The organism is Pseudomonas sp. GW823-FHT06B06, from assembly GCF_058795195.1.
Genome location: NZ_JBXAHO010000039.1, coordinates 22,261 through 41,538, shown reverse-complemented (window position 1 = coordinate 41,538; position 19,278 = coordinate 22,261). Strand labels below are relative to the sequence as shown.

Annotated in this window: 18 protein-coding genes; 4 read left to right on the top strand and 14 right to left on the bottom strand. The window is 59.9% G+C overall.

Annotation, left to right across the window (positions count from 1 at the left end):
• The first annotated feature begins 362 nt into the window (after positions 1 to 362).
• Positions 363 to 2,036: a DEAD/DEAH box helicase gene (locus AC1Q8Q_RS26370; protein WP_020800404.1), complete on the top strand. Its 1,674-nt coding sequence runs from the start codon at positions 363 to 365 to the stop codon at positions 2,034 to 2,036.
• 211 nt (positions 2,037 to 2,247) lie between these two features.
• Here AC1Q8Q_RS26370 and AC1Q8Q_RS26365 read toward each other — a convergent pair whose 3' ends face one another.
• The 8 genes from AC1Q8Q_RS26365 to minC all read right to left on the bottom strand — a co-directional run bounded on the left by AC1Q8Q_RS26365 (position 2,248) and on the right by minC (position 10,179).
• The gene (locus AC1Q8Q_RS26365) at positions 2,248 to 4,404 is read right to left on the bottom strand and encodes a mechanosensitive ion channel family protein (RefSeq protein ID WP_033043384.1); all 2,157 of its coding nucleotides are present in this window, start codon (positions 4,402 to 4,404) and stop codon (positions 2,248 to 2,250) included.
• A gap of 77 nt (positions 4,405 to 4,481) precedes the next feature.
• Positions 4,482 to 4,658, bottom strand: a complete 177-nt coding sequence (locus AC1Q8Q_RS26360; RefSeq protein WP_008056983.1) for a hypothetical protein — start codon at positions 4,656 to 4,658, stop codon at positions 4,482 to 4,484.
• A 184-nt stretch (positions 4,659 to 4,842) separates the two neighbouring features.
• Positions 4,843 to 6,132, bottom strand: a complete 1,290-nt coding sequence (locus tag AC1Q8Q_RS26355) for a M18 family aminopeptidase (RefSeq protein WP_020800408.1) — start codon at positions 6,130 to 6,132, stop codon at positions 4,843 to 4,845.
• An 88-nt stretch (positions 6,133 to 6,220) separates the two neighbouring features.
• Positions 6,221 to 7,312 carry a hypothetical protein gene (locus AC1Q8Q_RS26350; protein ID WP_020800409.1) on the bottom strand — a complete coding sequence of 364 codons (1,092 nt, stop codon included), beginning with the start codon at positions 7,310 to 7,312 and terminating at the stop codon, positions 6,221 to 6,223.
• A 146-nt stretch (positions 7,313 to 7,458) separates the two neighbouring features.
• Positions 7,459 to 8,094 carry an RluA family pseudouridine synthase gene (locus AC1Q8Q_RS26345; protein WP_020800410.1) on the bottom strand — a complete coding sequence of 212 codons (636 nt, stop codon included), beginning with the start codon at positions 8,092 to 8,094 and terminating at the stop codon, positions 7,459 to 7,461.
• A gap of 76 nt (positions 8,095 to 8,170) precedes the next feature.
• Positions 8,171 to 8,425, bottom strand: coding sequence for a cell division topological specificity factor MinE (gene minE, locus AC1Q8Q_RS26340; protein WP_007974947.1), 255 nt, complete (start codon positions 8,423 to 8,425; stop codon positions 8,171 to 8,173).
• Positions 8,426 to 8,428: 3 nt separating this feature from the next.
• Complete coding sequence (minD, locus tag AC1Q8Q_RS26335; RefSeq protein ID WP_008056976.1) at positions 8,429 to 9,241, bottom strand: septum site-determining protein MinD; 813 nt, start codon at positions 9,239 to 9,241, stop codon at positions 8,429 to 8,431.
• 200 nt (positions 9,242 to 9,441) lie between these two features.
• The gene (gene minC, locus AC1Q8Q_RS26330) at positions 9,442 to 10,179 is read right to left on the bottom strand and encodes a septum site-determining protein MinC (RefSeq protein WP_033044636.1); all 738 of its coding nucleotides are present in this window, start codon (positions 10,177 to 10,179) and stop codon (positions 9,442 to 9,444) included.
• A 118-nt stretch (positions 10,180 to 10,297) separates the two neighbouring features.
• Here minC and AC1Q8Q_RS26325 point away from each other — a divergent pair, with 118 nt between their 5' ends.
• Genes AC1Q8Q_RS26325 through AC1Q8Q_RS26315 form a run of 3 tightly spaced genes read left to right on the top strand, consistent with a single transcriptional unit; the run spans position 10,298 to position 12,567 of the window.
• Positions 10,298 to 11,230: a lipid A biosynthesis lauroyl acyltransferase gene (locus AC1Q8Q_RS26325; RefSeq protein ID WP_020800412.1), complete on the top strand. Its 933-nt coding sequence runs from the start codon at positions 10,298 to 10,300 to the stop codon at positions 11,228 to 11,230.
• Between the two features lie 25 nt (positions 11,231 to 11,255).
• Entirely contained in the window at positions 11,256 to 11,378 is a 123-nt protein-coding gene (locus AC1Q8Q_RS26320) for a hypothetical protein (protein ID WP_020800413.1), read from the top strand.
• Positions 11,379 to 11,394: 16 nt separating this feature from the next.
• The gene (locus tag AC1Q8Q_RS26315) at positions 11,395 to 12,567 is read left to right on the top strand and encodes a patatin-like phospholipase family protein (RefSeq protein ID WP_083349442.1); all 1,173 of its coding nucleotides are present in this window, start codon (positions 11,395 to 11,397) and stop codon (positions 12,565 to 12,567) included.
• A gap of 101 nt (positions 12,568 to 12,668) precedes the next feature.
• On the opposite strand, the gene AC1Q8Q_RS26310 is transcribed toward AC1Q8Q_RS26315, so the two are convergent.
• The 6 genes from AC1Q8Q_RS26310 to alc form a co-directional block, all read right to left on the bottom strand.
• The gene (locus AC1Q8Q_RS26310) at positions 12,669 to 13,454 is read right to left on the bottom strand and encodes an outer membrane protein OmpK (RefSeq protein ID WP_033044650.1); all 786 of its coding nucleotides are present in this window, start codon (positions 13,452 to 13,454) and stop codon (positions 12,669 to 12,671) included.
• 376 nt (positions 13,455 to 13,830) lie between these two features.
• Positions 13,831 to 14,616 carry an outer membrane protein OmpK gene (locus tag AC1Q8Q_RS26305; protein WP_168758600.1) on the bottom strand — a complete coding sequence of 262 codons (786 nt, stop codon included), beginning with the start codon at positions 14,614 to 14,616 and terminating at the stop codon, positions 13,831 to 13,833.
• A 170-nt stretch (positions 14,617 to 14,786) separates the two neighbouring features.
• On the bottom strand, positions 14,787 to 16,139 hold the full coding sequence (locus AC1Q8Q_RS26300; protein WP_020800419.1) for a nucleobase:cation symporter-2 family protein: 1,353 nt from the start codon (positions 16,137 to 16,139) through the stop codon (positions 14,787 to 14,789).
• Positions 16,140 to 16,277: 138 nt separating this feature from the next.
• Positions 16,278 to 17,582 (bottom strand): urate hydroxylase PuuD, encoded by a 1,305-nt coding sequence (locus tag AC1Q8Q_RS26295; RefSeq protein WP_033044497.1) that lies wholly within the window; start codon positions 17,580 to 17,582, stop codon positions 16,278 to 16,280.
• Between the two features lie 50 nt (positions 17,583 to 17,632).
• Positions 17,633 to 18,136, bottom strand: coding sequence for an ureidoglycolate lyase (locus tag AC1Q8Q_RS26290; RefSeq protein ID WP_007988150.1), 504 nt, complete (start codon positions 18,134 to 18,136; stop codon positions 17,633 to 17,635).
• Between the two features lie 139 nt (positions 18,137 to 18,275).
• Positions 18,276 to 19,271 carry an allantoicase gene (gene alc / locus AC1Q8Q_RS26285; protein ID WP_492615711.1) on the bottom strand — a complete coding sequence of 332 codons (996 nt, stop codon included), beginning with the start codon at positions 19,269 to 19,271 and terminating at the stop codon, positions 18,276 to 18,278.
• Positions 19,272 to 19,278 lie beyond the last annotated feature (7 nt).

Sequence of the window (19,278 nt, the reverse complement as noted above, 5' to 3'; positions counted from 1 at the left end):
AACCGTTTTAGCGTCATCGCCCGCAGGGCAGGGCCTTTGAAAAGTAGACGCTCGAGCGATTATCCGCAAAGCCTGCGATAGAACGCCGTGCGCGGGAGTTTTGCGATAAAAAAAGCTCCCTTTTTCGGCAAATTCCGGTATAGTGCGCGCCGGCCTTTAGCCGGGCCGCGTTTAGGTGGCGCAATTCCCCGAAGTCAGATTCGGTTGCACGTTCGCCCAGCGAACTCTTCCTAAACGATTCTTTCATTCATTCGTTTTCGCAAATCCCCGCCGACAAAGCTGCCAGGGCGACTCTTGAGTCTCAACACGGCATGCGCAGCTTTGGAGCATGGGTCTTTGCGGATGCACTTAGAGGCAGACCCATGACCCAGGAAATCGGCGGCTTCGCCGCTCTTGAACTTCACCCTAATATTGTCGCTGCAGTAGTCGCTACCGGCTATGAAGAGCCTTCGGCCATTCAGCAGCAGTCGATCCCGATCATTCTCGCCGGTCACGATATGATTGGCCAGGCGCAAACCGGTACCGGTAAAACCGCTGCCTTTGCCCTGCCTATCCTGCACCGCATTGATCCGTCCAAGCGCGAGCCGCAAGCTCTGATCCTGGCCCCAACTCGTGAGTTGGCGCTACAAGTTGCAACCGCTTTCGAAACCTACGCCAAGCAAATGCCGGGCGTAACTGTTGTGGCTGTCTACGGCGGCGCGCCGATGGGCCCACAATTGAAAGCAATCCGTAATGGCGCACAGATCGTTGTCGCCACTCCGGGCCGTCTGTGCGACCACCTGCGTCGCGACGAAAAAGTTCTGGCGACCGTGAACCACCTGGTTCTCGACGAAGCAGACGAAATGCTCAAGCTGGGCTTCATGGACGACCTGGAAGTCATCTTCAAGGCCATGCCGGAAACCCGTCAGACCGTACTGTTCTCGGCCACCTTGCCGCAATCGATTCGTGCCATCGCTGAGCGCCACCTGCGCGATCCGAAGCACGTCAAGATCCAGAGCAAGACCCAGACCGTTACCGCGATCGAGCAGGCTCACCTGCTGGTTCACGCTGACCAGAAGACTTCCGCCGTTCTCAGCTTGCTGGAAGTGGAAGACTTCGACGCCCTGATCATGTTCGTGCGCACCAAGCAAGCGACCCTGGACCTGGCCAGCGCCCTGGAAGCCAAAGGCTACAAAGCCGCTGCGCTGAACGGTGACATTGCCCAGAACCAGCGTGAGCGCGTGATCGACTCCCTCAAGGATGGCCGTCTGGACATCGTTGTGGCGACCGACGTTGCCGCTCGTGGCCTGGACGTTCCGCGCATCACTCACGTGTTCAACGTCGACATGCCGTACGATCCGGAATCCTACGTTCACCGTATCGGTCGTACCGGCCGTGCCGGTCGCGAAGGTCGTGCATTGCTGCTGGTGACTCCACGTGAGCGCCGCATGCTGCAAGTGATCGAGCGTGTAACCGGTCAGAAGGTTGCTGAAGTTCGCCTGCCGGACGCTCAAGCCGTTCTGGATGCGCGCATCAAGAAACTGACCAACAGCCTGTCGCCGCTGGTGGCTGAAGCCGAATCGACCCACGGTGATCTGCTCGATCGCCTGACCGCCGACATCGGTTGCAGCCCGCGTGCCCTGGCCGCAGCCTTGCTGCGCAAGGCAACCAACGGTCAAGCGCTGAACCTGGCCGCTATCGAGAAAGAGCGTCCACTGGTGCCGAACAATGCACCGCGTGGCGATCGTCCAGAGCGTTCCGGTGATCGTCCTGAGCGTGGTGACCGCGAGCGTCGCGCACCGATCCCTCTGGCCGAAGGCCGTGCTCGTTGCCGTACCGCGCTGGGTGCGCGTGATGGTATCGCTGCCAAGAACCTGCTGGGCGCGATCCTCAACGAAGGTGGTCTGGCGCGTGAAGCCATCGGTCGCATCCAGGTGCGTGACAGCTTCAGCCTCGTCGAACTGCCGGAAGACGGTCTTGAGAAGTTGCTGAGCAAGCTGAAGGACACTCGCGTTGCCGGTAAGCAGTTGAAGCTGCGTCGCTACCGCGAAGATTGATCCGCCCACGGGCTGATTGATCGAACATAAAAAATCCCCGACTGGTTCGGGGATTTTTTATGCCTGTGATTTGTTGTTGTAGGAGCAGCCGGTCGACGCTCGAATGCTCGCGATGGACGTTAACGAAAACGCTGGCTGTCTGACACCCCGCGCTGCCTGATCCTCCATCGCGAGAATTCGAGCGTCGACTGGCTGCTCCTACATTATGGGGTTATTCGGCAGTTGGCCCGCCGCCCGCCGTCACCACCTGAATGCTCATGCGCGGTGTCGCCAGGTCCAGTCCGGCTTCATCCAGATGCCGTTTGAGCGACAGGTTGAATGCCCGTGAAACTTCCCATTGCTTGATCGGAGCGGTCTTGAATCGAGCCCGCAGAATCGCGTTGCCAGACTCGAAGCTCTCCACGCCCTGAAACTCCAGGGGCGACCAGATATTGCGTCGTTGCAGCGGGTCGGTGCGCATTTTCTGGCCGACGTCGCGCATCAGCTTGATCGCATTGTCGATGTCCATGCTGGCAGGCACCGCGACCCGGAAAATCGCGTAGCCAAATTCCCGGGAGTAATTCTTGATGCTCTTGATTTCGCTGAACGGAATGGTGTGAACGATGCCGTCGATGTCCCGCAGACGCACGGTGCGAATGGTCAGGCCCTCGACGGTGCCCAGATGGCCGCCGACGTCCACGTAGTCGTCGATGGCCAGGGAGTCTTCGATGATGATGAACAGGCCGGTGATCAGGTCGGCGACCAGCGATTGGGCGCCAAAACCGATGGCCAGGCCGATCACGCCGGCACCGGCCAGCAGTGGCGTAACGTTCATGCCCATGTTCGCCAGGGCGACGATCAGCGCGATGATGAAAATCGCCACGAACAGCACGTTGCGGATCAGCGGCATCATGGTCTGTGCGCGGGCGTTGGCCAGGCCCTTGCGAGAGCGGGTGAGGGCGTGATGCACGGCGGTGTCGCTGAGGATCCAGATCAGCCAGGCAAAGATCAGTGTGCCAATAAGGCTGAACAGCTTGACGCTGACCTCGTGTCCTTCGCCTTCGGTGAAGCCGATCAGTGACATGCCCCACACCCGCAGGCCCAGTTCGATGAATGCCAGCCATACCACTAGATGGGCCAGGGTATAGAAGAAGTTTTTCAGGCGTTCCGAATACAGCGCGTGACGCTTTGCGCCGCGTTGCGGTTTGAGGGCGTGGCGGCGCACCAGGCCATTGATGACCATGCACAACACCAGCAACACGGTGCAGATCAGCGACTGGCGCAGCGCGGTGCTGGTGTCGCCTGCCGAGACGAAGGTGGCGAACAGCGAGATCCCCACCAGCACCAGTGCCGGTACAAACCAGAAGGTGCCGAGAATTTCGATGGTGTCGCTGAGGGCGCGGCGGGTCAGGCGCCGGGACAGTGGCTGATTGCGGATCAGGTGGGCAATCGGGCGCCGGAAACGCAGGATGAACAGCCCCGTGGACAACGCCGCCAACACATTGGCCACCGTCGCCGCAGTGTGCGCGAGGTGTACGCCAAGGCTTTCAACCAGGCGTGGGTCGCTCAAGGCCTCACCAAAAGCGGCGAAACTGCCGATCAACCATAGCGGTCGGAAGGCCTGGTGCCGCAGGATGTACAGGGCCCGGTGACGGTGTGGGCCGTCGAGCAGGGAAAAGGCAATCACGCAGATTGCTGAGAAACAGGTGCCGACCACCAGTGCATAGGCCAGCACCATGGCGAGGCTTTTACCGAGTGACGATGGCAGGGCGTAACTCATGTAGACGGTGATGACCAAGGCAATCAACCACGGCCCCAGCTTGCGCAGGGCAAAGCGCAGCATATCCACGGCCCGGGGGTGTTGCGGCAATTCCTCGGTCAGGCCGAAGCGCATCCGTACCCGATGGCTGACCCAGATCAGCACCGCCGCCAGCAGGCTCCAGACCATCAGGATCATGGCAAAGGCGAAGATGATCGGCAGCCACTCGCTGGCCGGCAGCACCAGTGCCGCCAATTCATCCTTGGCCAGGTCGAATTCGGCGGACCAGCGAGTGATTGGGCTGTCGGCGCCGGAAAATTGCTTTTCGAAACTGGCCAGGGTCCCGCCAATCAGCCCCAGCACGCCTTCCTCGGCCACCGGTTGGGCTTTTTTTGTGGCGTCGCGCAGCTTCTTCAGATCAGCCAGCAGCTTGCTGCGCTGCTGATCGTTCTCCAGCGACTTGATGACTTCGTCGAGGGATTGCCCAAGGGGTTCCTGCGCCTCGGGTTGGGTTTTTGCCGGGCTGCCAAGCAGGCCCGGCAACCCGACGGCCTGGGCTGGCGCTGACGCCATCAGGGTCATCAGGCAGATAAGGAAAAGACATGGCAGGGCGAACAGGCGAGCGAACACTAGGCGGTCAACCTCGAAATGGGCAGATCGACCGAGTGTACGAGCCCGTCAAAACCAATGCGAGCGGGGTGGGGATTTTATTCGTTGAGTTTGGCGAGGATCTTGAAGATCACCGTGGCCAGGATCAGCAGCATGCCGAGCCACATGGCGAGCACGCCGGCGTTCTTGTCGCGAAAATTGAAACCGACTGCCAACATGATCATCCCGATAAGAATGGGGATGAGCATGGCGTGAAATGAGGACATCGTGATCATGGCGACTGCCTTGTCAAAGGAGTGGTTAAAGTCTAGGTGGCATTTTGCAGGCTGCTGTCTGTAGGAGCGAGCATGCTCGCGATGGACGCCAACGAAATCGCTGGCCGTCTGACACCTCGCGGTGCTTGTGCCTCCATCGCGAGCATGCTCGCTCCTACAGATAAAGATGCAGATTCATGCGCGGTTACGGCAATTCGCGGCAGGCGTAGAACGCACTGAGCACCTTTACCAGGTGCGCCAGGTCATGGCTTCCGCACAGTTCGCGGATCGAATGCATGGCGAAGGTCGGCAGGCCGATGTCCACGGTACGCACCCCAAGGTGGCTGGCGGTGATTGGGCCGATGGTCGAGCCGCAACCCATGTCGCTGCGCACCACGAAGCTCTGCACCGGCACTTCTTCGGCCATGCACAGGTGACGGAAGAACCCGGCGGTTTCGCTGTTGGTGGCGTAGCGCTGGTTGCTGTTGACCTTGATCACAGGGCCGGCGTTGAGTTTCGGGCCGTGATTGGCATCGTGCTTGTCGGCGTAGTTGGGGTGCACGCCGTGGGCGTTGTCGGCCGAGACCAGCAGTGATTTCTGAATGGTGCGTACGAATTCATCGCCTTCTGGCAGCAGGCGGCGCAATGTCTGCTCCAGCATCGGACCGTCGGCGCCACAGGCCGAGCAGGATCCGACTTCCTCGTGGTCATTGCAGACCAGGACGCACGTTTCGTCGGTGTCCGTGGTCAGCAGCGCTTGCAGGCCGGCATAGCATGACAGCAGGTTGTCCAGGCGCGCGCCGGCGATGAAATCACCATGCAGGCCAATGACGGCCGCGCTTTGGGTGTCGTAGAAGCTCAATTCGTAATCCAGCACGACATCGGCGTTCAGGCCGTGTTCGCGGGCCAGTTGGTCGGTGAGCACGGCGCGGAAATCCACGCGCTCGTCCCCGGCGAATTGCGCAAGTACCGGGGGCAGTTCGGTCTGGGCGTTGATCGCCCAGCCCATGTTGGCTTCACGATTGAGGTGAATGGCCAGGTTGGGGATGATCGCGATCGGCGCCTTGAAGTCGATCAGCTGGCTTTCGACCTTTCCATCACGACGGAAGGTGACGCGGCCGGCCAGGGACAGGTCGCGGTCGAACCAGGGAGCCAGCAGGGCGCCTCCATAGACTTCGACGCCCAATTGCCAGAAACCCTGGCGTTGCAGTTCCGGCTGAGGCTTGACCCGCAGGCACGGGCTGTCGGTGTGGGCACCGACCAGGCGAATGCCGCCGTGCAGTGGCGAGTGCCGGCCCATCTTGATCGCGACGATCGAGGAGTCGTTACGGGTGACGTAGTAGCGACCATTGACTTCGGTGTTCCATGGCTCGCGTTCGTCCAGGCGTTGGAAGCCCGCCGCTTCCAGACGCTGAACAAGGCTGGCGGTGGCATGAAACGGGGTAGGGGAGGCCTTGAGGAAATCGATCAGGCCTTGGTTCAACTCTTCGCGCATAAGTAGCTCCAGACAGCAATGACGCCAGTTTAACGTATTGGCCCGGTGCGTTGGACAAGAGCTTGCAGCACCGGGCCTGGCCGGGCGCTCAATGGGTCATTCGCTCGCGCAGGTAGGCAATGATGGTTTGTTCGTCGCTGGACTTGGCTGGCCGCGGCAGATGTTTTGGCCAGCGACCCTTGTCCGTGCCGAAAAACCTTTTCTGTTTGTCTTCATCCCAGCGCAGGATTTCGCGGGAGGCGGACTCCCACCATTCATGGCGGCACACTTCGTAGTAAGGATGTTCGGGCGCCGCGCTTCCATAGAGCAGGTCACGACCGACCTTTTTCACGCTCTTGCGCTTGTTGCGCAGCTTCCACTTGATGCGCAAGCGCTGCCAGGGTGAGGGCACGGGCTTGCAGCGCGGGACTTCTGTGCACAGCGCTGGCAGCTCGGCACGGAACTGCTCGCCATGGCGGGAGAAAAAATGCTTCTGCATGGCATGGAAGAAGCGTTTTTCCGCGAAGTAGTGATAGACGAACTTCTTTGCTTCCTGAACGGGTTGGTTGCGCATCGCGAACGACAGGGCGATTTGCTCGATGGTGTGGATATCGAATGAGTCTCGGGTCCATTCATCGATCAGGCGGATTGATTCATCGAGCAACCGCGTATCACCGTCGGTGACACCGCACAGCCCGCTGTTATACAGCTTGAAACTGTTGTTGGCCGAGATGCCATGGGTTTGCAGGCAGCGGCCGAGCTTGACGTAGTCCGGGCGTTCGCAGACGTAGCTCCAGTCGTACTCGAAACGGTCCATGACATAACGCCCGGGCGCGATGCGGTCGAAGACGCGATGCGGCGATTCCAGGAACAGTGTATCGGTGTCGACGAACAGCGTCTTTTGCGCAAGCTTCAGCCCTTGGGCAATGGCGCAGGCCTTGCGTCGATGGTGATAGCCGTTTTCGCCCTGCCACTGGGTCATGGTCTGCTCGTTCAGGGCGATCGTGTCCACCGGCCAGCCAGCATAATCTTCCGGGCGATCGGTCATGACCCTGATGCACAATGACTCGCCCCGTTTGAGTTGCGACAGGGCGGTGAGCATGCTGAATTTGGCTTCGCGCCGGTAGACATCCTGGTTGCCATAGATGAGGTAGAGCAACTGGTGCGGTGTTTTTTCCAGGGGGGGCAGCGCTTCGCGCATAAGTAGCTCCAGGCAACAGAAGCGCGAGTTTACCGTATTGGCCTGGGGCAATGCAGGCGCGCTGTTGTCAGCAAATGTTGTAACGACAAATGAAAAGCGCCCTTCATTGCAAGGGCGTTTTCAATGCGCTTTCAGTGGTCAGCCACTCAAAAAGGTGCAGGGCACTCAAAGCGCAGTCGCTCGCCGCTTTGTGGGTGGGTGAAGCTAAGCATGCTTGCATGCAGGCACAGGCGTGGCCAGGCGGCCAGGGCTTGCTCATGGGCGTAGAGTCCGTCGCCCAGCAATGGATGACCGATCGACAGCATGTGCACGCGCAATTGGTGCGAGCGTCCGGTGATCGGCGTGAGTTCGACGCGACACCAATCACCGCAGCGTTCCAGCACGCGCCAGAAGGTCAGGGCGTGTTTGCCGAATTCATGGTCCACCACGTGACGTGGCTTGGTCGGCGGGTCGTAGCGCAGCGGCAAGTCGATGCTGCCACTGTCGAGCTCCGGCTGGCCCCAGCACAATGCGGTGTAGGCCTTTTCCGTTTCGCGGTCGTGAAATTGCCGAGACAGTTCACGGTGCGTATCGGGATCCCGGGCCAGCAGGATGATGCCGGAGGTTTCCCAGTCCAGTCGATGGACGATTCGCGCTTCCGGGTAGCCGTTTTCCTGCAGGCGGGTAATCAGGCAGTCCTTATTGTCGTCGGCCCGACCGGGCACGGAGAGCAACAGGGTGGGTTTGTTGACCACCAGGACAGCAGCGTCCTCATGGATGATGTGAATATTGGACAGCGGCATCAAACAGCCTCGTTACAAACGCCAACGGCGGTTCAGGCCTGCAGGCCTGAACCGCCGTGGTTCCACCCGGATCGACTCAGCGATCTGGCAGGGTGATATTGAGTTCCAGAATCGAGCAGCTGCCCTGGCTTTCCAGTGCGACGTGCACGTCATCGGACCCGATATTGACGTACTTGCGAATCACCTCGACCAGTTCCTTCTGCAGGGCTGGCAGGTAATCCGGGGTACTGCGTTGGCCGCGTTCGTGCGCCACGATGATCTGTAGACGCTCTTTCGCTACCGACGCGGTGCTTTGCTTTTTGTTGGCACGAAAGAAGTCAAAAAGGTTCATTGGTTAGTTGCCTCCAAACAGGCGCTCGAAGAATCCCTTCTTCTGTACATCAAGGAAACGATGTTCCACGGTTTTGCCCAACAGGCGGTCCACGGTATCGCTGTAGGCCTGGCCTGCATCGCTCTGGTCGTCGAGAATCACTGGAACGCCCTGGTTGGATGCCTTGAGCACCGCCTGGGATTCAGGGATCACGCCGAGCAGGGCCACCGAGAGGATCTCCTTGACGTCTTCGACGCCGAGCATTTCACCCTTGCTCACGCGCTCTGGATGGTAACGGGTAATCAGCAGGTGTTCCTTGATCGGGTCTTCGCCACGCTCGGCTCGACGGGACTTGCTGGCCAGCAGGCCAAGCATGCGGTCGGAGTCGCGCACCGAGGAGACTTCCGGGTTGGTCACCACGATCGCTTCGTCTGCGAAGTACATGGCCAGGTGAGCACCTTTTTCGATACCCGCCGGGGAGTCGCAGACCACGAACTCGAAGTCTTCCTTGAGTTGCATCAGGACTTTTTCCACGCCTTCGACCGTCAGCGCGTCTTTGTCGCGGGTCTGGCTGGCGGCCAGTACGTAGAGGTTCTCCAGGCGCTTGTCTTTGATCAAGGCCTGTTGCAGGTTGGCTTCGCCGTTCACTACGTTGACGAAGTCATACACCACGCGACGCTCGCAACCCATGATCAGGTCGAGGTTACGCAAACCGACGTCGAAGTCGACGATGACTGTTTTGTGACCGCGCAGAGCGAGGCCGGTACCGATAGCGGCGCTGGTGGTGGTCTTACCCACACCACCCTTGCCGGATGTAACCACGAGAATCTTGGCCAAGGTGTTTCACCCCTAAGGAAAAAGGACTTTTAGCCCCTGAAAAACATCTCTTGAAAACTACAGCAGTTGGACAGCCTTGGCTGGAATATGGCCGCAGACGGCATTTACCCCCGGTAAACACTGTTTGTAGCCTGTTTCCTACTTCGTTTGAGCCGTTTTCGCTACGTTTTAGAGATGCTTGGAAAATGCGGCAGTATCCGTTAAAGCCGAATGATGTTCAACACATCGCCAGACAGGCTGACCTGCACGCCCGAGCCCCACAACGGGTCGCGGCGCAGATCTTCGGAAACCTTGTAATGTCCGGCAATAGAGATCAGTTCAGCGCTCATTTGCTGGCAGAAAATCCGTGCCTTGGTGTCGCCTTTGACGCCGGCCAGCACACGACCGCGCATCGGGCCGTATACATGGATGTTCCCATCGGCGAGAAGTTCCGCCCCCGGGCTGACCGAGGAGATCACTACCAGATCACTGCCCTGGGCGTAGATCTGCTGGCCACCGCGCACTGGCGAAGTGATGATTTTCGTCGGCTTGATGGTCGGTTCCGCTGGTTTTTCCGGTTTTTTCGCAACGACGCCTTCGTTCAGGTCCAGCGCCCGTTCACGGGCCCCGGATGGCGGCAACACTGGCAGGTCGACGGCGATGGCGGCCGCGATGTCTTCGATGCGGCTGGCGCGGATGGCCAGGGTACGCAGGCCATGCTGACGGCAGATGCGCATCAGGCCGGGCAGATCCACGGCACCACCGTTGGCCGGGAGTTTGTCCAAAGCCAGGACCAGCGGTGCATTACTGAAGAAGTTCGGCGCCTGAGCGACTTTGGCGGCCAGCTGCCGATCGAGGCCTTCAAGGTCATTTCGGGCCAGTTCCAGCACCGTTATGGCAAGCATGCTGCCCTTCAACTGGAACACGGGATCTTGGTCAAGCGGTTCGGTTTGGCTCATGGTCGGCATACAACGACTTGTCACTAAAAGTGCCCAGACTTATAACGAGAACGCCCGCGAGCCGCAAGCCGGGTCGAACGATGTAGAATGCGCGGCCAACGTCTTTTCGGAACCTTTAATGGATCGCCCGCGTTTTCGAACAACTTTTCTGATGCCGCGTTTCTGGCCGCTCTGGTGCGGCCTGGGGCTGTTATGGCTGATTGTCCAGCTGCCGTACCCTGCATTGCTGTGGATCGGTCGGGTCCTGGGTGCCTTGATGTATCGGGTAGCGGCCGACCGGCGGCGCATTGCCAAGCGCAATCTCGAACTGTGCTTCCCGGAAAAATCCGCGGCAGAGCGCAAGCGTCTGCTCAAGGAAAATTTTGCGTCCACCGGTATCGCCTTCTTTGAAATGGCGATGAGCTGGTGGTGGTCACGCGAGCGGTTGGCGAAACTGGCCCATGTCGAAGGCCTGGAGCACCTGAAGAATGCCCAGCGTGAGGGCAAGGGCGTGATCCTGATGGCCGTCCACTTCACCACGCTGGAAATCGGTGCGGCGCTGCTCGGCCAGCAACACACCATCGACGGTATGTACCGCGAGCACAAGAACCCGCTATTCGACTATGTGCAGCGTCGCGGTCGCGAGCGGCACAACCTGGATTCGCTGGCGGTGGAGCGTGAGGACGTGCGCGGCATGCTCAAGTTGCTACGCGCCGGCCGTGCGATCTGGTATGCGCCGGACCAGGACTATGGCGCCAAGCAAAGCATTTTCGTGCCGTTGTTCGGCATCCAGGCCGCCACCGTCACCGCCACCAGCAAGTTCGCGCGGTTGGGCAAGGCGTTGGTGGTGCCGTTCACCCAGGAACGCCTGGCGGACGGGAGTGGGTATCGCCTGGTGATCCACGCGCCGCTCGAAGGCTTCCCAGGCGAAACCGAGGAAGCCGACTGCCTGCGCATCAACCAGTGGATCGAAGGCGTCTTGCGTGATTGCCCAGAGCAATACCTCTGGGCCCATCGCCGCTTCAAGAGCCGTCCGCCCGGTGAACCGAAGCTGTACCCAAAGCGCGGCTGAACGGCCGCACCCTGTAGGAGCGAGCATGTCGAATCGTCGCACCGTCGCGATGGTCGTCAACGATAATGCTGGCAGCCTGACACCCAGCGGCGTCCTCGGGTCCATCGCGAGCATGCTCGCTCCTACAAGGGACGATCCCCATCAATGAGCATGGAGCGTTATTCATGAATCCCGCTGAACCCGTCACGGGCTTGATCCTTTCCGGCGGCGGGGCTCGGGCGGCCTATCAAGTGGGCGTGCTGGCGGCGATTGCCGAGTTGCTGCCATTGGGTGCGGACAATCCTTTTCCGGTGATCGTCGGCACCTCCGCTGGCGCTATCAATGCCGTCAGCCTGGCCAGCGGGGCGATGGATTTTCGCGCGGCTATCGAGCGGCTGACGGCGTTCTGGCAGGGTTTTCGCAGCCATCTGGTGTTGCGCAGCGACTGGCCGGGCGTGATCAGCCAGGCCGCCCGGTTCGTTAGCCACAGTTTGTTGGGCCTTGGCGCCCCGGTGCCCGTGGCGTTGCTCAACAGCTCGCCGCTACGCGGATTACTCGACGACAAACTGCACATGGGCGGCATTGCCCACGCCATCGAGCAGAAGCAGTTGCAGGCCGTTGCGGTCACGGCGTTCGGCTATGAATCCGGTCAGGCGGTGACGTTCTATCAGGGCGGCGGCACTATAGACGCCTGGTTGCGCCATCGGCGGATCGGCGTTCCCACACAATTGTCGGTCGACCATTTGCTCGCCAGTTCGGCCATTCCGCTGCTGTTCGCCCCGGTGAAAATCGGCGAGGAGTATTTCGGCGACGGCGCGGTGCGCCAATCGGCACCGATCAGCCCGGCCCTGCATCTGGGCGCCAACCGGGTGCTGGTGGTAGGTGTCAGCGGCAACCCGCGCGGCATCGACCCGGAGCAGCCGCTGCAACGCGCCTACTCCGGTCAGCAGCCAACCTTGGCGCAAATCGGTGGACACATGCTCAACAGCACGTTCATCGATAGCCTGGAAAGTGATATCGAACTTTTGCAGCGCTTGAATCAGTTCAGTCGCCTCATGCCCGATGGCACGCCGATCCGTACGTTGGGGGTGGCGCCAGTGGAGGTGTTGGTGATTTCACCCAGCCAGCCGATCGACGAGATCGCCGCACGCCATCGCCAGGAACTGCCAGCGGCGCTGCGCCTGTTCTTGCGTGGACCGGGAGCGACCAAGACCAGCGGGGCGGGGGTGTTGAGTTATCTGCTGTTCGAGGCGGGGTATTGCAGCGAGTTGATTGATCTGGGGCGGCGGGATGCGTTGGCCAAGCGCGGGGAGATTTGCCGGTTTCTCGGGTTGGCGGAGCCTGTGGTTTCGGCTTGAGATTGGCGGTGCGGCATTCGCGAGCAGGCTCGCTCCCACAGTGAATCTTCAGTGCGACAAAGATCAAATGTGGGAGCGAGCCTGCTCGCGAAGTTTTTAAATCAGAAGTGCACCTTGACCAGGAAGCTGGTCACGCTCTGATCGGTCTTGAAGCCCTGGCTGTCTTCGATACCGTACTTGTTTTTCCAGTAGTCATACTCGACACCGACGTACAGCTGCTTGGCGCCCAGGTTCAGCACCTTGCCCAGGTCGTATTTGATCTGTGGGTTGAAGTGCAGGTTGGCGTGGTATTCGCCTTTCTTGTTGACGTCGTTGTCAACGACCCAGTCCATGAAACCGTCGATCAGCACGTCCGAGTCACCCACCGGAATGGTGTAGGACCAGGCGGGAGTGATCTGCCAGACATCGTCACCCGGGCGGTCGCCTTCGGTATGACGGTTGTAGAAGTTCAGCTGGAAGTAGTCAAAGCCGGGGATGGCCAGGTCGAAACCCGGACCGATCAGGTACGACTCGGTATCGTCTTCACCGAACTCATAGGTCATGGCGAGCAGCACGTCCTTGATCGGACCGAACTCCAGCTTCTGATCGAAAATCTTGTTGAACGACAAGCGCGGGCTGAATTCACCATAGTGAGTGTTCTTGCCCGCGAAGGCGTCTTCCTTGCCGTTGTAGAAGATTTTGTCGATGAAGAAGAAGTTGTCGCCGTATTTCCAGCCGTCGGCGTGTTCGAAGGTCACCGTCTGCTGGATGCGCGGGTTGACCTGGAAGTCCTTGCCATACAGGTAGGTCAGGCTGTTGTTCTGCCATTGCAGCAAGTCGCCGGCCATGGCCTGACCCCCCGCCAGCAACGATCCTGCCAGCATCAGGCTAGTGCACGTACGTTTCATTCGGTTGCTCCCAAAAAAGTAGTGGTTTCACGTTATTTTTTTAAGGTCGACGCTCTGGTGTGGCGCCTTTTTCCGTAACTGCAAAAAAATCATCCATTCGGTCAGCTTTGTACTGTTAGCAAGAGCTGCGCCAAGGCTTTCAGAAAACAAAAAAACTCCCGTTCGGCGGCTCTGGAGCAGTCGATTGAGAGTGGTTTGGGGGTGCCTTGGTACCGTCCAGAGCCGGGATAAGTTGGCTTTCTGGTCAGGAATTAAATCCGGGCTTTTTTTTAAAGCGGATTCAGGCGGCCGCGGAGAATACTGACTCCTCGGCCAGGTCTCAAGTGCTCCGCAACAGCGCACCGACGACAGGTTTGGGGCATGGTTGCGGATCATCTTAGAAATGCACCTTCACCAGCAGGCTGGTGGTGCTTTCGTGGGTATCGAGGTTGTTGTTGTTTTCGATGCCGTATTTGTCTTTCCAGTAGCTGTATTCGACGCCGACGTACACCTGCTTTTCCCGCCAGCCGAGGGTTTTGCCCAAGTCATATTTGACCTGCGGGTTGAAGTGCAGGTTGGCGTGATACGTGCCGCGCGAGTTCTGGTCATTGTCGACGACCCAGTCCAGGTAGCCGTCGATCAACAGGCTCGAGTTGCCCAGGGGCACGGTGTAGGACCAGGCCGGCGAGATCTGCCAGACGTCATCACCGGGACGCGAGCCTTCGGTCTGGCGATAGTAGAAGTTCAAGGTGAAAAAGTTGAAGCCCGGTACCGCGAGGTCAAAACCGGGGCCGATCAGGTACGCCTCGCTGTCGTCTTCGCCATTCTCGTAGGTCAAGGCCAGCAACACATCCTTGATTGGGCCGAGTTCGAAACGGCGGTCGAGAATCTTGCCGAAGGAGAGCCGCGGACTGAACTCGCCGTAATAGGCGTGCACGCCTTTGTTGCGGTCTTTCTCGCCGTTGTAGTAGGTGCTGTCGATGAACATGAAGTTGTCGCCGTACTTCCAGCGGTCGGCATGTTCAAAAGTGATCGTTTGCTGGATCGGCGGGTTGACCGCGAAGTCCTTGCCATACAGATAGCTCAAGCTGTTGGTTTGCCACAGCAGTAGATCGCCGGCCATCGCTTGGCTCGCGGCCAGGAGGCCAGCACCCATCAGCATGTTTTTCTGTGTCCGAATCATCTGTTGCTCCCTCTTGTTTTTATTTTTCAAGGCGCAGGAAACCCCAACCCCTGTAGGAGCGAGCATGCTCGCGATGGTCGTTAACGATTACGCGTGGTATCTGGTTAAACGCGTTGTCTTCACGTCCATCGCGAGCATGCTCGCTCCTACAGTGGGGGGGCGTTTCTGTCTTAGTGGGCGTGACAGTCGTTGATGGCCGCGCGTTCGGCGCCGCCGAGGATGTTGAACAGCAAGTTCAGGGTCAGGGCGCTAAGCGTGGCCATGGCGATACCGCTGTGGGTGATCGGGCTCATCCACACCGGCAGGTGGGCGAAAAACTCCGGCCGAACCACCGGAATCAGGCCCATGCCGATGCTCACCGCCACCAGCAATTGGTTGCGTCGGTCACCGATGTCGGCTTCCTGCAGGATCTTGATCCCGGTGGCGGCGACCATGCCGAACATTGCGATCGCCGCGCCGCCCAGCACCGCCGGTGGAATCGAGGCCACGAGGAACGCGGCCTTGGGCAGAAGGCTCAGCACGATCAACAAGCCGCCCGCAACGATGGTTACTGAGCGGCAACGTACACCAGTCATCTGCACAAGGCCGATGTTCTGCGCGAAGGAGGAGTGGGTGAAGGTGTTGAAGAAGCCGGCGAAGAACGAGGCGCCAGCATCACACAACAAGCCGCGACGCAACATGCGCGGGCAGACTTCCTGGCCGGTGATCTTGCCCAAGGCCAGGAACATCCCGGTGGACTCGACGAAAATGATCACCACCACCAGGCACATCGAGAGGATTGGCGCGAGCTCGAATTTCGGCATGCCAAAGTGCAGCGGCGTGACAAATTGCAGCCATGGCGCCTGAGCCATGCCGCTGAGGTCGACCATGCCCAGCACGCCACAAAGTACATAGCCCAGGCACATGCCAATCAATACGGAAATGTTGACCCAGAAGCCGCGCATGAAGCGATGCACCAGCAGGATGGTGCCCAGCACCAACGCGGCGATGGTCAGGTAGATCGGTGAGCCGAATTGAGCGGCTTGAGCACCACCGCCGGCCCAGTTCACGGCCACGGGGAACAGCGACAAACCGATCGAGGTGATGACCGTGCCAGTGACCAGCGGCGGGAAGAAGCGCACGACCTTGGACATGAATGGCGCGATCAGCATGCCGAAGAACCCGGCGGCGATGGTCGCGCCGAAGATCCCCTGCAGGCCGATGCCCGGCATGCCGGCCATGGCGACCATGCTGCCGACGGCGGCGAAACTGGCACCCATCATCACCGGCATGCGAATGCCCATGGGACCGATACCGAGAGACTGGACGATGGTGGCGATGCCGGCGACCAGCAGGTCGGCGTTGATCAGGAAGGCGATTTCTTCACGATTCAGGCCAGCGGCCTGTCCGATGATCAGCGGCACCGCAATGGCGCCGCCGTACATCAGCAGAACATGTTGCAGACCGACCAGGATCAGTTGCAAAAGGGGCAAACGCTGAATGGCGGGTGCGTCGGGGATGCGCGCTTGGAAGAGCTCGGACATGCAACACCTCGGATCATTTTTATTCTTGTGATTTTTGCATCAGGGTCGACCGCGGTGCGGCCATTCGCGAGCAGGCTCGCTCCCACAGGTTTTGCATTGTCTGTGTGGGAGCGAGCCTGCTCGCGAAGCTTTTATTGCTTAATTGGTCGGGGCACCCTGAACGATCCAGGCGCCGATCAGGTCACGTTCCTGCTGGGTCATCTGGGTGATGTTGCCCAACGGCATGATCTGGGTGGCAACCGCTTGAGCCTGGATGCGCGCCGCGTTCTGGCGGATCTGCTCGGGGGTGTCGAGCATCACGCCGGCGGGAGCGGCGCTGAACAGTGGGCTGGTCGGTTTGGCCGAATGACAGACTGCGCAGCGTTCCTGGATCACGCTGTGCACCTTGTCGAAACCAGGGCCGGCGTTGGACGCCTTAACTTGCGCGGTTGCAGGGGCTTCGGCAGGTTTTGCTTCAGCCGGTTTCAAACCACCACCCACTGCTGTTTCCGGCAGAGGCTGGTACTCGATCGCGGCAGGTGCCTTGGCCACTTCAGGCGCGCTGGACATCGGTTTCGGACCGGACACATAGGCCAGGCAAATCATGCCCACCGCTGCCACCGGCAGGGTCCAGGCAAACTTGTGGCTGTCGTGACGGGTGTTGAAGTAGTGACGCACCAACACCGCCAGTACCGCGATCCCGGCCAGGATCAGCCAGTTGTATTGGCTGCCGTAGGTGCTCGGGAAGTGGTTGCTGATCATGATGAACAGCACCGGCAAGGTGAAGTAGTTGTTGTGGCGCGAACGCAGCAGGCCCTTGGCCGGCAGCGCCGGATCGGGCGTGCGGTTCTCGGCGATGGCCGCCACCAGTGCGCGTTGCGCCGGCATGATGATGCGGAACACGTTGCCGACCATGATGGTGCCGATGATCGCGCCGACGTGCAGGTATGCACCACGACCGCTGAACACCTTGCTGAAGCCATAGGCGGCGCCAATGATCAGTACGAACAGGATGAAACCCAGCAGGGCAGGGCGTTTGCCCAGGGCCGAGTCACAGAGGAAGGAGTAGATGAACCAGCCGATGAACAACGAGCCGATACCGATGGCCACGCCTTCAGGGCCGCTCAGGGTGCTGCCCGGAGCCAGCAGGTAGAGCGTCGGGTTGGAATAGAACACCACGCACAGCAGCGCGATACCCGACATCCAGGTGAAGTAGGCTTCCCATTTGAACCAGTGCAGATTGTCCGGCATGGTCGGTGGAGCCAGTTTGTATTTTTCCAGGTGGTAGATACCGCCGCCATGGATCGCCCACAAGTCACCGGCCAGACCGCTTTTCGGGTTGACCCGATTGAGGTTGTTTTCCAGCCAGACGAAGTAGAACGATGCGCCGATCCAGGCCACGCCAGTAATCATGTGAACCCAGCGCACGCTCAGGTTCAGCCATTCCAACAGATGTGCTTCCACAGTCTTTACCTCTCGCCTGTCACTCTGTTGTCGAGTGATCAGACCTTCTCTTATTGGTGGGGGGCGAGGATCAAACGCTCATCCTCTTTGAAAAAATGCTCATCGCAGTTATTGCCTGTGCCACTGCGATCAACCACCAGGAAGTCATCCCGCTTTTCGATCGTCAGCACCGGGTGGTGCCAGACGCCGCGATGGTAATTAATGCCCTGCCTGCCGTTGGTGACGAAGGCGCGGACCAAGCCTGATACAGGTTCGTCGCCAAGTGGCGCGACCACGATCAGAAAGGGGTTGCCGAGCAGCGGAATGAAAGCCTGGCTGCCCAGCGGATGACGCTCCAGCATGCTGACGGTCAGCGGCATGTCCTGCGCGTCGGCGCGGAAGATGCTGATGATCGCCTTGTCCTCTGGCGTGGCGGTTTCCACCGTCGCCAGTTTGTGAAAGCGCATGGTCGAACCGTTGTTGATCATGAAGTGATCGCTGCCGTCGGTTTCGATCACGTCACCGAAAGGGGCGAAGGCTTCTTTGGTCAGCGGTTCAATCGTCAGTGTGCGCATGCTGGTCTTCTTAATCTTTTGAATTTGATCGTTCCCACGCTCTGCGTGGGAACGCCGCCATGGACGCTCCGCGTCCACTGTGACGCGGAGCGTCACGGTATGCATTCCCACGCGGAGCGTGGGAACGATCATCTACACCTTATTTAGCGACCTTGCCGAGGACGCGCAGGCGGCTCACACCACCGTCCGGGAACACGTTCAGGCGGATGTGAGTGATCGGGCCCAGGGCCTTGATCTGCTCGGCGAAGGTGTGTTCGGCGTGCATTTCCAGCTTCTGGCTTGGCAGCAGTTCGCGCCAGAACAGCGACTGGGTTTCGATCTGGCTGTCGGTACCGCCCTTGACGAACGCGCCCTGGATCGAGCAGCTGTCCGGGTAGTTGCCCTTGAAATGCAGGGTGTCGACGATGATTTTCTCGATCTCGCCCGGATGGCCGAGGGCGACGATCACCCAGTCATTGCCTGGCGTGCGACGACGTGCGGTTTCCCAGCCGTCGCCCATGTTGATGCCACGGCCCGGGTTGAGGATGTTGCTCATGCGGCCGAAGTGTTCGTCGGAGCAGGCGAGGGCACGGCCACCGTTGAGGGCTGCCGCCAGGTCGACCCGCTCGTTGTCACCCACCGCCGACCAGTCGCGGAACGGGATGCCGTACACGCGCAGGCGAGCCACGCCGCCATCCGGGTAGATGTTGAAGCGCAGGTGGCTGAACGCCTGGTCGTTGCTGATTTCGTGGTAGTGGTGGCTGTTGCCTTGCAGCTCGACGGCCGACAGCACTTCGGTCCACTGGGTGTTTTCGTCTGGCTCACCTTCGGCCAGGAAGCAGGCTTCCAGGGAAGCCGACGGCGGGAAGTTGCCGGTGAAGAATGAAGTGTCGATGTCCACGCCTTTGATCGAGCCAGGCACGCCCAGGCGGATCACGGCGCTGTCGTAGCCTTCGAAGCGCTTGCGGCGCGACTCCCAGCCGTCCATCCACTTGCCGTTATCATCGAACACGCCCTCCTTCCATACGGCCGGGGTCGGTTGAAACAGACGGTTGGCGTCTGCGAACCAGTCATCGGTGACCGAGATGATCTTGGTGCCCAGGCGGGCGTCGGCCAGGTTGACGAACTTCTCGAAAGGTACGGCGTAAGCTTTCATTCTTCTT

Coding starts and splice junctions, on each gene's coding strand:
- AC1Q8Q_RS26370 (WP_020800404.1), top strand. CDS start 363: ATGACCCAGGAAATCGGCGGCTTCGCCGCTCTTGAACTTCACCCTAAT.
- AC1Q8Q_RS26360 (WP_008056983.1), bottom strand. CDS start 4,658: ATGATCACGATGTCCTCATTTCACGCCATGCTCATCCCCATTCTTATC.
- AC1Q8Q_RS26355 (WP_020800408.1), bottom strand. CDS start 6,132: ATGCGCGAAGAGTTGAACCAAGGCCTGATCGATTTCCTCAAGGCCTCC.
- AC1Q8Q_RS26350 (WP_020800409.1), bottom strand. CDS start 7,312: ATGCGCGAAGCGCTGCCCCCCCTGGAAAAAACACCGCACCAGTTGCTC.
- AC1Q8Q_RS26345 (WP_020800410.1), bottom strand. CDS start 8,094: ATGCCGCTGTCCAATATTCACATCATCCATGAGGACGCTGCTGTCCTG.
- minE (WP_007974947.1), bottom strand. CDS start 8,425: ATGAACCTTTTTGACTTCTTTCGTGCCAACAAAAAGCAAAGCACCGCG.
- minC (WP_033044636.1), bottom strand. CDS start 10,179: ATGAGCCAAACCGAACCGCTTGACCAAGATCCCGTGTTCCAGTTGAAG.
- AC1Q8Q_RS26325 (WP_020800412.1), top strand. CDS start 10,298: ATGGATCGCCCGCGTTTTCGAACAACTTTTCTGATGCCGCGTTTCTGG.
- AC1Q8Q_RS26320 (WP_020800413.1), top strand. CDS start 11,256: ATGTCGAATCGTCGCACCGTCGCGATGGTCGTCAACGATAATGCTGGC.
- AC1Q8Q_RS26315 (WP_083349442.1), top strand. CDS start 11,395: ATGAATCCCGCTGAACCCGTCACGGGCTTGATCCTTTCCGGCGGCGGG.
- AC1Q8Q_RS26310 (WP_033044650.1), bottom strand. CDS start 13,454: ATGAAACGTACGTGCACTAGCCTGATGCTGGCAGGATCGTTGCTGGCG.
- AC1Q8Q_RS26305 (WP_168758600.1), bottom strand. CDS start 14,616: ATGATTCGGACACAGAAAAACATGCTGATGGGTGCTGGCCTCCTGGCC.
- AC1Q8Q_RS26300 (WP_020800419.1), bottom strand. CDS start 16,139: ATGTCCGAGCTCTTCCAAGCGCGCATCCCCGACGCACCCGCCATTCAG.
- AC1Q8Q_RS26290 (WP_007988150.1), bottom strand. CDS start 18,136: ATGCGCACACTGACGATTGAACCGCTGACCAAAGAAGCCTTCGCCCCT.
- alc (WP_492615711.1), bottom strand. CDS start 19,271: ATGAAAGCTTACGCCGTACCTTTCGAGAAGTTCGTCAACCTGGCCGAC.